We start from the raw sequence: 12,761 nt of genomic DNA on the forward strand, positions 1-12,761 counted from the left end.
TACAATTTTACCCTAAAACAGAGTCATTTACGACTCATTAATCGTTATATTTCTGTCAAAAACATATACCTCGCTTTTGACAATAACTTTTTATCTGCTCATAAACCAAATTAGCATCCAATGCAGAGCTATCTAGCAATAAAGCATCAGAGGCAGGCTTTGATGGCGCGGTACTCCGGTTTTCGTCGCGATCGTCACGCGCTTTGATCGTCGTTAAGATAGCTTGGTAGTCGGCGACTTGTCCGGCCTGCTCTAGCTGAATCACTCGGCGCTCAGCTCGCGCCTCTGGGCTGGCTGTCAGGTACACTTTGACATCAGCATCAGGAAACACAACCGTACCCATATCACGGCCATCAGCCACCAACCCTGAACGCGTGGCCATATCCTGCTGTAGCTGCAATAAAGCTTGACGCACTTCAGGGAATACCGCCACTTGCGAAGCATAGCCACCAACGGTCTCATTGCGAACTTGCTCACCTACTCGCTCATCGTTGACGATGATATCGATGCGCCCTGAGGTGTTATTCAGCTCAAAAGCAATATTTAAGCTTTGAGTCAGCTGTAAAAGAGCAGCTGCATCGATAGCCTTATTGCCGTCGGCATCGATCAATCCGGCTTCAAAAGCTTTTAGACCGACAATCCGATATAACGCTCCAGAATCTAACAGCTGATAGTCTAAGCTTTGCGCCAGTCGCCATGCCACCGTGCCTTTGCCAGCACCGCTAGGACCATCAATACAGATCACAGGATAGCGCACTGGCGACACTTGACTATCTTTATTTGCAAATTCAGTCTTGTTAGTAAATTGATTAGATAGCTCAGGTGCAGTCATAATGGCTCAGTCATCATTAGTTAGCAATACTAGTTGGAGTAATTATCAACTCAAGAAATAGCTCTAGTGGCTAGCAAGAGAAACCACTTTGATCAACAAATAAAGAGTATTTGCACAATTAAATAGCGTCATATTATAGCAAAATAACGCGGCTGCCACTAGCACTAGATGGATACCATTGTCTGACGATGGCATCGCTTTTATTAGCCTTTAGGTGCCATGTCTACTCTTACAGTACTTGCTAGTGCTGTGCTTGCTGAATTTTACTAGCTTTTAACGCTTGTCGGCGCTGCCGAAAAAACGCTTTTAAAAGTTGACTGCTATGCTCCCGGCATAAGCCTTGTTGCACTTGTATATGATGATTATAAAAAGGCTGAGTACTCAGATTCATCTGACTACCGACCATACCAGCACGCGGCTCATTAGCCGCATATACTAGCCTGCCCACTCGAGCGTGAATAAGCGCGCCGATGCACATAGTACAAGGCTCTAAGGTGACATATAAAGTTGTAGCCGCCGGCAAGCGATAATTATCTAGACTCTGGCAAGCCGCTCTTATGGCAATCATCTCCGCATGCGCGGTCGCATCGTGACGACCTATCGGCTCGTTAAAGCCTTCACCGATAACGCTATGTTCATGGACTAATACGGCGCCTACAGGTACCTCTCCATGCTCAGACCCTTGCCGAGCAAGCGCCAAAGCATAGTGCATCCAGTGGTAATCTGTAAATGACCAAAAATGATAACTAGCTAGCTCATAACCAGTGGCTGCTTCAAATAGCTCATTGTCAGACCGTAAAGGCTGCAAAGCTCTTAAGGAACGCCATAAGGGCGATAACGGTAAATATTGACTGCTCATTTGCATAGTAAGCTACTGCGGTAATTGCCAATCGATCGGGGTTTGACCATGCTGCTTTAAGTAATCGTTGGTCTTGGAGAAGGGTTTAGTGCCAAAAAAGCCACCACGGTTGGCGGCTAGTGGCGAAGGATGAACCGCAGTCAAAATTAAGTGCTTATCGGTATCGATATATTTGCCCTTTTTTTGCGCTTTACTGCCCCATAAGATAAATACAGTATGCTCGGTTTGCTCGTTTACCACATCGATGACTTTATCTGTAAACTGCTCCCAACCTGCGTTTTGATGGCTATTGGGCTCGCCCTCGCGGACCGTCAAAGAGCTATTTAGTAATAGTACTCCTTGCTGCGCCCAGTGCGTCAGATCCCCATGCTTGGAAGGCGTTGTACCAATATCCGTCGCCATCTCTTTTAGTACGTTATTGAGTGATGGCGGCTTAGGGATGGTTTTAGGGACTGAGAACGATAAACCCATCGCTTGACCTGCGCCATGATAAGGATCTTGTCCTAAAATGACGACTTTGACACGCGATAAAGGAGTCAAGTTTAAAGCATTAAACATTAAAGGGGCCGGAGGATAAATGCTATCACCTGATTGATAAGCTTGTTTTAGAAATTCGCGCAATTCATCCATGTTCTCTGAGGTCAGCTCTTCTTCTAGTGCGCGCTTCCAGTCTTCTGGTAGCTTTACTTTATCTAAAATTTCTTTTTTTTCGGCGGCGGTTTTGGTGTTAGAGTCATCATCCGATAGATCATCAAATAAATTCATGGTTATCAAGCCTTATTAATTATCAGTAAATCTCAATAGCAAGGGTAACAAAAATAACTGTTGCTTTTCATTAAGCTTTTAAAATAAATTTAGCAAACTAAAAAAAACGACTACCTCTATAAGTAGAGATAGCCGTTCTATTAACTCATTATCAAGTTTTAGCTGGCGACAGATTCAGAATCTGAGCGCGGCTCATGAGTCTCAACGACTGTCAAAATGATACGACTATCATCTGAACCTTTTGCTTTGTGGCTGCTCTTATCAAGATCTACCGACTCTGTCGTTTGCTCCTCTTCAGGCGCCAAAGTGAGATGCACAACTCCGCCATTCACCAAATCGCCAAATAAAATCATACTGGCAAGCGGCTTTTTGATCTCATCTTGAATCAGACGCTGCATCGGACGCGCGCCCATTAGACGATCATAGCCTTTATCCGCTAAGTAGTCACGCACTTCATCATCAATCTCAAGGGTGACTTGCTTGTCATCGAGCTGAACTTGTAGCTCAACTAAAAACTTATCAACCACTGAGGTGACTACTGAAGGCTCTAAGGCGTTGAACTGAATAATCGCATCTAAGCGGTTACGGAATTCAGGAGTAAACACGCGCTTGAGCGCTTCGGTATTATCGCGGCTATGATCTTGCTCGGTAAAACCCATCGATGAGCGACTAATACTGTCGGCACCCACGTTGGTAGTCATAATGATAATAACTTGTTTAAAGACCGCAACACGGCCATTATTATCCGTCAAAGTACCATGATCCATCACTTGCAATAGTAGATTGAAGACATCAGGGTGGGCTTTTTCGATCTCATCAAGCAATAATACACAGTGCGGATGCTGGTTGATTTTTTCAGTAAGCAGGCCGCCTTGATCAAAGCCAACATAACCAGGAGGCGCACCGATCAGACGAGAGGCTGTATGCGCTTCCATATACTCTGACATATCGAAACGGATCAGCTCAACACCTAACAAGTTTGCAAGCTGACGCGATACCTCAGTCTTACCTACGCCAGTGGGGCCTGCAAACATAAAGGAGCCAATAGGTTTATCTGGCGCTTTAAGACCAGCACGCGATAGCTTGATCGCATCTGCTAGATTTTCAATCGCTTCATTTTGACCGAAAACCAAGTGCTTAAGATCACGGTCTAAATGCTCAAGAATGCTCTTATCATCGGTAGAGACGGACTTAGGCGGAATACGAGCTAATTTTGCGACAATCGCTTCAATATCAGCCACATCGATTTTGATGGGTGCTTTTTGCGCTTTATCAGAGCCGGCATAGTCAAAATCAGTAGCTTGCTGAGTATTTTTAGTGGTCTGCGATTTATCGTCCGATTTCGCTAATTCTGCTTGCTCACTCATCTCATTATCAGTGTCATCGTCAAGACTGGCGTCAATATCATCATAATCTGTCTCATCGATGTCCTGCTCAATATCAGCGATAAAGCTCTCTTCTGCTTGAATATCTTCGGCATCAGGAATTACACCCAAACGCTTATACGCGCCAGCTTCATCAATAACATCGATCGCCTTGTCTGGCAAGAAACGTTCATGAATATGCTTAGAGGACAGCTCTACTGCGCTAACTAAAGCCTCATCGGTATATTCGACATTATGGAACTCTTCATAGCGAGGCTTTAGACCACGCAGGATATCAATACTATCGTTTACACTGGGCTCTTTGACGTCGATTTTTTGGAAACGACGTGATAGTGCATGATCCTTTTCGAACACTTGACGGTATTCTGTGAAGGTCGTGGAACCAACGCAGCGTAGCTCACCATTCGCCAATGCCGGCTTAATCAGATTAGAGACGTCCATGTTGCTACTCATAGAGGAGCCAGCACCGATAATCATATGAATCTCATCGATAAACAAGATTGCATTGGGCTTTTTCTTGAGCGCATCAAGCAGTGATTTCATGCGTTTTTCAAAGTCGCCGCGATACTTAGTACCCGCAATCAGAGAGCCGATATCAAGGCTATAAATCACGCAGCCGTTGAGTGGTTTTGGCGCTTTATCATTAATAATTAACCAAGCTAAACCTTCAGCAATGGAGGTCTTACCTACGCCTGGCTCACCGACTAATAACGGATTGTTTTTGCGGCGGCGGCATAATACTTGTGCGGTGCGCTCAATCTCAGGAGCACGGCCGATTAGTGGATCAGTCTTGCCTTCAGCGGCGCGCTGATTAAGGTTAGTGGCAAACTCCACTAGAGGATCTTTACTGGTCTTCTCAGAAGAACTACGGCGCTCACCAGTCATAGAAGAACGCGACTCAGCAGGCTCGTCTTTGTCTTGACCATGCGAGAGATACTGGGTCAACTCTAAGCGGCTGATACCTTGTTTTTTGAGCAAATAAACCGCGTAAGTATCATGCTCTGAGAACATAGAAACTAAGATATCCGAGCCTTCAACCAGACGGCCACCACCGATAGACTGCACATGAAAAATAGCGCGCTGCAAGATACGATCGAAGCTTTGAGTCGGCTGCGGAGACTGCTCTAAATCGACATCTACCGTTGGCGTATGCTTATTGATATAAGTTTCAAGCTCTGTACGCAAACTTGAGATATTAGCATTGCAGGCAGTCAGCGTGTTGGCCGCATGAGTGTTCTCAAGCAGCGCTAGTAGTAAGTGCTCAACAGTGAGATACTCATGCGATTTTTGGCGCGCAAGCGTCATTGCTAAACGTAAAGAAACTTCAAGATGACGACTTAACATAACGAATTCCTACGGTTGTATAACTCTTTATAATTTAATAGCTTAACTGGTAAATTAGGGCGATATAATGAATGTTCAAGCTCAAATAACAGGGTTATGAATAGATAATAGCTGTTATTTGTTGCTGATTGAAATTTTCATTAGCGTTTATTCATATCAACATGATAGCAATAGATAGTCAATCTTTTAACGGCTACTAAAATGTATCAAGGCATATTAGCTATAGGGTAAACGAGTAAGTAAGCAAGCAAGCGATAATCAGCCACTTAAACATTGACTAATAAAAATAATAATATATTGAAGACGATGAAAGTTTAAAGAAGATAATAAGTTACAAAAGCTGTGGCAGCTATAGCTGAATAAAAGAAGTGCTGTAATGAGAATAGTTTTATAAATAAGACTGACTATATGAGTCTAGCCCTTATAAACTATATAGGGCTTTATATCATAGAAATCAAGGGATAAAACAAGGAGATAATACGAAACAGACCCTAGAATGACTCCGTGAAAAATAGAGTAAGACGAGTTGATTAAGCATTTATTAGAGAGAGAATTTAGACTCGGTTATTTATTATTCACCTTGATGTGGTTCAATTTGGGTTAATAGCGGATAGCCTTCACGATGCGCTAAGCTATTTACCTTTTTGGCTTTCGTTTCAGCAATATCTTTAGGATAGATACCCGCAATACCTTTGCTAGTATTATGAATCGTTAACATGATTTGTACCGCAGAATCGACATTATGCTTAAACTCTGATTGCAGCACATAGACGACAAACTCCATAGGCGTATAGTTGTCATTGTACATCACCACCGCATACATAGGCGGCTTAGCAACCTCAGGCTCAGCCACTAGTACGTCGGCTTGCGGCGCGCTTTCTGTATCTGGGTCGTCATCTTGCGCGCGGATACCTGCAGGCATACTGGGCAGATGCCAATCCATCACCATAGGTTCACTGTTTTTAGCGGTCGATAATTGGGATGTCATCATAATAACTTCGTAATAATAATATTAAAATAAAAAAGTAAAGATAAGCTACCAGTAACCGATCGTAACTAGACTGGTAGCCGTATTGAATAGGTTAAAGCGCCAAGGAGTTAAGGCGTGCACCTATATGGGAGATTGATCAACTTCTGGCAGATCTATAAGAGACAGCGGCATACTATCTACTCGATCCCCTAGCGTCCAGTCATATAGCTGCTCAACTTCTTGACCGTTAGCTGTTAGTACGAGCTTGACTTGTAATGGCTTAAAATTGTTAGGCATAACAAAGCGGCCACGAATACGCGTAATCCCTTTGAGCAAATAACTAGCCGAATCTAAGGGAACTTCTACAAAATCATCATCGTTCAGCAACGTCAAAGTGGCATTCAACCGTTTGGCCTGACCGTCTTTGCTCAACATGGCAATATCGAAGCCAAACTCAAAAGAGTTCTCAGGTAGTGGCTCAATTTTAGCCCCTAGTACTTGTAGCGGCAGACCACCTTCTTCACTGAGAGCTTCAGCATAAACTTCATTAAGCTGGTTGAGCTGTTTGTTTTCGATACTGAGCTCTTTTTGTTTCTCACGTAATTCATCTAAGTTATTTAGGCTGATGGTAAGCTCTTGCTTGGCTACCGCAACTTGATTGCTCAGCGCTTTATAACTCGCCCGCATTTCCTCTAATTCTTGCACCGTCATCTGACTACTGTTGAGCGCTTGTTTATTCTCAGCTTCTAGAGCATGGTAGCCACGCTTGTAACCTAAGTTATGACCGAGAATAAGCCCTACTATTACCGTAAGCATTATCGCTGCCGCGAACAATGCTAGTATCCAAGAGGCTGCACCTGTCTGTCTGCTTTTAAAGCTAGTACTGTGAATTTGCTTGATACTCGAAGCTTTTATAACACTACTCTTAAACTGATGATGAGCATTTTTTATCTGACGTGCTCCGCTCTTTGCTGACTGATCGCCGTTATTGCTAGCTCTCTGTTGCTCTGTCAATACTGACTTAAAAGACGGTAAATCAGCCTGATAGGACAAAGGTACTGGCGGCAAGCGTAAGCGAAGGTCAGTCTTAACACGCATCTGGACAGTATCTCTTAAGAGGAAAGGCGAGACATTATAACGGAATTTATGAGCAATACCTAGCATCGCTCCGTAAGCCAAATGAATCAATAGTCAACATCCTTGATTAAATTATTGTCAGCCTTAATCATTATTAGACTCAGTAAAAGCAAGTTTATCCCTAACCTATAGCGTCAGTAATTAGCATCAGCAATCAAGAATTATACTGATTTTTTTGGCTTGATTGCGGTGATAAAAAAACTATCAAGGTACAATCGGTGCCGCGTTCAAACCCATTGATTCCTCAAAACCAAACATCACATTCATGTTCTGCACAGCCTGTCCTGCTGCACCTTTAACCAAATTATCTTGTACTACCAAGACCGTCAGCTCACGGCGCTCACTGTCTTGATAGATAGCAATACGCAAACGATTGCTCGCACGAACACTACGCGTGTCAGGATATAGACCACTCGGCAATACATCAATAAAGGTTTCGCCGGCATAACTATTCTCAAACTCCTGCTGCCAATCAATAGCCGCACCTGCCTCTGTCAGCTCTACATGAATAGAGCTGAACATGCCGCGAATCATCGGTACTAAATGCGGCAAAAAGCGAATACGCTGAGTGAATTGACTCTCTAATAGCTGCTCCACCCCTTGCTCAATCTCGGGTAAATGACGATGTCCTGTCACCCCATAAGCCTTAAAATTATCAGTAGTTTCTGCATAGTTAAGCGCTAGACTAGCTTGGCGTCCAGCGCCTGAGACTCCAGACTTTGCATCGATTATGATACGAGATTCTATCAGCCGCTCATTTTGCTGATTTTGCAAAGCGATAATCGGCTTTAGGCCCAAAATAGCAGTTGTCGGATAGCAGCCTGGATTACCTACTAACATAGCATCGGCTAATTTATCACGGTTGATCTCAGGCAGGCCATAAACTGCGCTTTTGAGCAGATCAGGGCAGGCATGTGATTGCTTATACCATTTTTCAAACTCCGCTAAAGACTGCAAACGAAAGTCAGCGGCTAAGTCAATTACTTTAACGCCAGACTCAGTCAAAGCCTCAGCCTGCTGCATAGCCACGCCATGCGGTGTGGCAAAAAACACTACGTCACACTTTTGCAGCGCCGCAAGCGTATCCTCACCTAGATCGCTAAAGACGATATCAGAAATCCCGCGCAAGCTTGGAAAAATCTCATCAGCGCGAGTGCCCGCCTCACTTCGTGAGGTCAATAGATCAATAGACACGTTAGGATGAGCAGATAATAAGCGGATAAGCTCAATACCTGTATACCCTGTACCACCGACAATCGCTGCTGAAATCATAACTTATCCTTTTCTAAAACTTAATTCTATCCTTAACACCCAACTGATATCTCTACCGTTTAAATCGAGTGTTTAAATCTGATAGTCATGCACGGCATCAATAAAGACTTTGGCGTTATCAGGGTTGACCCACTGAGTAATACCATGGCCTAAATTAGCAATATAACCTGTTTTGTCACCACCCGCATAAGCACCATCTAGCATCAGCTTGACCTCGCTGCGAATGGTCTCTGGGGAACCGTATAAAGTTGCTGGATCCAGATTTCCTTGTATAGCTTTACTGCCCTGCAAGGTCTTATGACGCTTCGTCAGATCACGCTGGCTTTCAGTCAATATTTGGCGAGCACGGTCCAATGGCATGGTCCAATCTAGCCCTAACGCATCCGCGGCACTATCGGCCTGCACATCGAGCCACAAACCGCCGCCCTTAGTAAAGAGCACCACAGGTACGTCTGGATGGCGCTGTTTTAACTCAGCGACAATGCGCTTATTATAAGCATGCGAGAAGTCGATAAATTGACGATGGCCTAGCGCCCCGCCCCAACTATCAAATATCTGCAAGATTTGCGCGCCAGCGATGACCTGCGCATCTAAGTAATCGATAACCGCAATCGCGAGCTTATCTAATAACTGATGTAAAAAATCAGGATTGCTATACAAAAAGCCTTTGGTATAGCGATAATCTTTTGAGCTACCGCCCTCAATCATATAAGTGGCCAAGGTCCAAGGGCTACCTGAAAAACCAAACAACGGTACTTGTCCATTAAGCTCTTTACGGATACTAGTCACTGCACGCATCACGTAATCCAAAGAGTCATTGACATCTAAGGTTGGTAGCCGCTCAAGATCGGCCTTAGTACGAATAGGATGCTTGAATTTAGGACCTTCACCAGTTTCAAAATAGAGACCTAAGCCCATAGCATCAGGAATCGTCAAGATGTCACTGAATAAAATAGCAGCGTCCAAATCATAGCGACGAAGTGGCTGCATAGTGACTTCAGTCGCGCGCGCCGTATCTCTACATAAGCTCATAAAGTCGCCCGCTTCCGCTCGCGTCACTTTATACTCTGGCAAATAACGACCTGCTTGACGCATCATCCATACCGGAGTGGTATCAATTGGCTCAAAACGCATGGCTCGCAGCAATCTATCATTTTTTAGGGGAGCAAATTCGTGCTTAGGCGAACGGCTACTGTCTGAAACACTCATTGACAAATCTCCAAAGTAGAAATAGGTATTATTATAAAAAATTTTGTTATAGGCCAAATATTTGTTGTAAGCTGAATAACAGCTAGCTCAACAAAGACGTTCAGCTAGGGCAAGTTACGCTGTCGCTAACCCACCCTACAAGATTAAGTTGAAAGTGGCGTATCAATTAAGCATCAAGATGTCAAAGCTAAGTTATCGCGGTGCACCATCACTATACGCTCATCTTTATTACCAAGAATTTTATCGAACTGCTCAGTGCGCTCACGTGCCACACGGCGCGCCTCGGTAGAAGAGAAGTTTACTTGACCGACAGCCAAACGCTCATTAGTGTCTTGATGCACGATTTCAACGACGTCGCCCTCATCAAAACCACCACGCACTTCTACTACCCCAACCGGTAATAAGCTACGATTTTGCTCAACAAGAGCTTTAGCCGCCCCAGCATCAACGATCAAACTACCTGCCATACGCAGATGAGCCGCTAGCCACTGTTTACGAGCAATGATTTTGTCCGCTTCATTGGTGGTCAATAAAGTACCTAAAGCCTCGCCTGAGACCACACGAGTAATCACGTCATCAATAGCACCACTCACAATCACGGTTGGGCAACCGCCCATGGCCGCAAGACGCCCAGCGCGAATCTTCGTTAACATACCGCCGCGGCCAAGCTTACCGCCATCACCAGCTATGTCGAACAAATAATCTGCCATAGCACGTTCTTGACGGATCATCTGAGCATCAGGATTGTCGCGCGGGTTATCGGTAAACACCCCTTCTTGATCGGTTAAGATAATGTATAAATCAGCATTGACTAAGGTCGCTGACATAGCCCCTAAGGTATCGTTATCACCGAATTTGATCTCATCAATAGTGATCGTATCATTCTCATTAATGACTGGTAATACACGCCATTCAAGTAACTGAGTCAAGGCGCCGCCAGTATTTAAATAACGGCTACGATTGGATAAGTCATCATGAGTCAGTAGCAGCTGCGCGCTTTGGACGCCATGTTGAATCAGCGCTGACCACCAAGTTTCGATCAATCCCATCTGACCGATAGAGGCGCAAGCTTGTAGCGCCATAAGCTTTTTGGGACGCTCCTCTAGATTCATCCGTACTACGCCTTCAGCGACGGCACCTGATGAAACGAGCAACACTTCCATGCCTTGGTTATGCAATTTGGCAATCTGTTTCGCCCAGCCATAAATAGCAGTTCGATCGAGCCCGCGACCGTTATTGGTCAATAATGATGAGCCGATCTTGACAATAACGCGCTGAATATCAAAGTTGCGGGATTGCTCAATAAACCTTGCTTCTTCCGTCGTTTGTTCGTTGTCAACTGCCATAAAAAACTCCTTTCTATGAATGGTGCTTAGGGATTGGTGCTTAGATTAATATCTATAATGCGCTGTTAAAATTTTGGGGGAAGATACCACTCAAAACCTTAAGCGCTAAATCTAACACGTTTACTTCTTAGTGTTGAGCAATGTTGTATCAGAATCTATCAACTCGCCAGTTAGTGAACCGATATATGATTATCGTTGCATTTATGGCTATTGTATTTATGACTATGGCACATAAACCACTTCTACGCCGTCATCGTCGTCATCATCGAAGTCCGTTAGATTCTCATCAGCAATCTCAGTACCTTCACGCTGCGCTTTACGAGCAGCACGATAAGCTTCGCGCTGAGCTTCCGTATTACGACGCACCTCGATCTCTAGACGCTCAAACCGCTCTTTTTGATCTTCGGCGAAAATAGGATCTTCAAGTTCGCGCTCACGCTCACGCTCGATCTCATTCATCAGATGGTATTTGACCGCATCGACACCTTCACCGGTAAGGGTAGAAGTACGAAACACAATACCGGTCCAACCAAGCTCAGCGACAATGTGCGTACACAGCTCATTAAGCTCTGTCTCGTCAACGATTTGATCGACTTTATTGAGCACTAAAATTTGTGGTAGATTAGCTAACTCTGGTGAAAAACGCTCAAGCTCATTTAAGATGACATTGGCATTCTCAACAGGATCACTACCATCAAGCGGCTGTATATCCACTATATGTAATAAGCGGCGCGTGCGGGCCACATGTTTTAAAAAGCGAATACCAAGCCCTGCCCCTTCTGAAGCACCTTCAATGAGGCCTGGGATATCCGCCATTACAAATGAGCGATGCTTACCAATATCGACCACCCCTAAATTAGGAACTAAAGTAGTGAAAGGATAATCAGCCACCTTCGGGGTAGCGGCAGAGACTTGGCGAATAAAGGTAGACTTGCCGGCATTAGGTAGCCCTACCAGGCCTACATCAGCCACAACTTTTAGCTCAAACTTGAGCACCTTTAGCTCACCTTCAAAACCTGAGGTCGCCTTACGCGGAGCTTGGTTGGTTGAGCTTTTAAAATGGGTATTACCCAAGCCACCATCACCACCTTTAGCGATCAGTAAGGTTTGATCAATCTCAGTCAAATCACCGATGACTTCATCGGTCTCGGTATCAATAATAGTCGTCCCAATAGGGACTGGCAAGTAGATATCGTCAGAGCCTTTACCGGCGCAGTTCTTGCTATGGCCGTTCTCACCGCGCTTGGCATCATGGCGACGAGTATAACGATAATCCACTAAGGTGTTAGTATTGTCGTTGGCGATGACATAGACATCTCCCCCTTTACCACCATCACCACCATCAGGACCACCGCGAGGGACGTATTTTTCTCGGCGGAAACTGGCGATTCCGTTACCACCGTCACCTGCCTTTACCGTTACGACGGCTTCATCAATAAATCGCATGCTACGTTCCTTAATTTACTATTCAAGTACTGCTAAATATAAATACTGCTAAATAATTTGGGCATTTACGGTCTATTAGTAACGTTTACTTATACACAATAAGGTTATAGACCATAATACCAACAACACCCGATAACCAATGCGACTATCGGGTGTCTTATAGGCGACATTATACAGCTTAAAAGCAGTGTTTATT

10 protein-coding genes are annotated in these 12,761 nt (G+C 44.5%); all 10 read right to left on the reverse strand.

The window, feature by feature from the left end; all coding sequences use genetic code 11:
* Positions 1–55: 55 nt before the first annotated feature.
* On the reverse strand, positions 56–832 hold the full coding sequence (gene cmk / locus ACS8E3_RS08080; protein WP_439243039.1) for a (d)CMP kinase: 777 nt from the start codon (positions 830–832) through the stop codon (positions 56–58).
* A gap of 241 nt (positions 833–1,073) precedes the next feature.
* A complete protein-coding gene (gene tadA / locus ACS8E3_RS08085) occupies positions 1,074–1,697 on the reverse strand; it encodes a tRNA adenosine(34) deaminase TadA (protein ID WP_439243041.1) in 624 nt (207 codons plus the stop codon).
* A 6-nt stretch (positions 1,698–1,703) separates the two neighbouring features.
* Positions 1,704–2,456 (reverse strand): uracil-DNA glycosylase, encoded by a 753-nt coding sequence (locus tag ACS8E3_RS08090; protein WP_439243043.1) that lies wholly within the window; start codon positions 2,454–2,456, stop codon positions 1,704–1,706.
* Positions 2,457–2,614: 158 nt separating this feature from the next.
* Positions 2,615–5,185: an ATP-dependent Clp protease ATP-binding subunit ClpA gene (gene clpA, locus ACS8E3_RS08095; RefSeq protein ID WP_439243045.1), complete on the reverse strand. Its 2,571-nt coding sequence runs from the start codon at positions 5,183–5,185 to the stop codon at positions 2,615–2,617.
* A gap of 571 nt (positions 5,186–5,756) precedes the next feature.
* Positions 5,757–6,176: an ATP-dependent Clp protease adaptor ClpS gene (locus ACS8E3_RS08100; protein WP_439243047.1), complete on the reverse strand. Its 420-nt coding sequence runs from the start codon at positions 6,174–6,176 to the stop codon at positions 5,757–5,759.
* A gap of 120 nt (positions 6,177–6,296) precedes the next feature.
* A complete protein-coding gene (locus ACS8E3_RS08105; RefSeq protein WP_439243049.1) occupies positions 6,297–7,343 on the reverse strand; it encodes a hypothetical protein in 1,047 nt (348 codons plus the stop codon).
* A 153-nt stretch (positions 7,344–7,496) separates the two neighbouring features.
* Complete coding sequence (argC, locus tag ACS8E3_RS08110) at positions 7,497–8,564, reverse strand: N-acetyl-gamma-glutamyl-phosphate reductase (RefSeq protein WP_439243051.1); 1,068 nt, start codon at positions 8,562–8,564, stop codon at positions 7,497–7,499.
* A gap of 72 nt (positions 8,565–8,636) precedes the next feature.
* Positions 8,637–9,773 (reverse strand): uroporphyrinogen decarboxylase, encoded by a 1,137-nt coding sequence (gene hemE / locus ACS8E3_RS08115; protein WP_439243053.1) that lies wholly within the window; start codon positions 9,771–9,773, stop codon positions 8,637–8,639.
* A gap of 173 nt (positions 9,774–9,946) precedes the next feature.
* Positions 9,947–11,119 (reverse strand): glutamate 5-kinase, encoded by a 1,173-nt coding sequence (gene proB / locus ACS8E3_RS08120; RefSeq protein ID WP_439243055.1) that lies wholly within the window; start codon positions 11,117–11,119, stop codon positions 9,947–9,949.
* Positions 11,120–11,341: 222 nt separating this feature from the next.
* Positions 11,342–12,565 (reverse strand): Obg family GTPase CgtA, encoded by a 1,224-nt coding sequence (cgtA, locus tag ACS8E3_RS08125; protein WP_439243057.1) that lies wholly within the window; start codon positions 12,563–12,565, stop codon positions 11,342–11,344.
* Positions 12,566–12,761 lie beyond the last annotated feature (196 nt).

This window comes from Psychrobacter sp. 2Y5 (assembly GCF_051847375.1).
Lineage (GTDB): Bacteria > Pseudomonadota > Gammaproteobacteria > Pseudomonadales > Moraxellaceae > Psychrobacter.

What these genes read in the sequence shown, in the direction of transcription:
- cmk (WP_439243039.1), bottom strand. Translation starts at nt 832, where the DNA reads ATGACTGCACCTGAGCTATCTAATCAATTTACTAACAAGACTGAATTT.
- tadA (WP_439243041.1), bottom strand. Translation starts at nt 1,697, where the DNA reads ATGCAAATGAGCAGTCAATATTTACCGTTATCGCCCTTATGGCGTTCC.
- ACS8E3_RS08090 (WP_439243043.1), bottom strand. Translation starts at nt 2,456, where the DNA reads ATGAATTTATTTGATGATCTATCGGATGATGACTCTAACACCAAAACC.
- clpA (WP_439243045.1), bottom strand. Translation starts at nt 5,185, where the DNA reads ATGTTAAGTCGTCATCTTGAAGTTTCTTTACGTTTAGCAATGACGCTT.
- ACS8E3_RS08100 (WP_439243047.1), bottom strand. Translation starts at nt 6,176, where the DNA reads ATGATGACATCCCAATTATCGACCGCTAAAAACAGTGAACCTATGGTG.
- argC (WP_439243051.1), bottom strand. Translation starts at nt 8,564, where the DNA reads ATGATTTCAGCAGCGATTGTCGGTGGTACAGGGTATACAGGTATTGAG.
- hemE (WP_439243053.1), bottom strand. Translation starts at nt 9,773, where the DNA reads ATGAGTGTTTCAGACAGTAGCCGTTCGCCTAAGCACGAATTTGCTCCC.
- proB (WP_439243055.1), bottom strand. Translation starts at nt 11,119, where the DNA reads ATGGCAGTTGACAACGAACAAACGACGGAAGAAGCAAGGTTTATTGAG.
- cgtA (WP_439243057.1), bottom strand. Translation starts at nt 12,565, where the DNA reads ATGCGATTTATTGATGAAGCCGTCGTAACGGTAAAGGCAGGTGACGGT.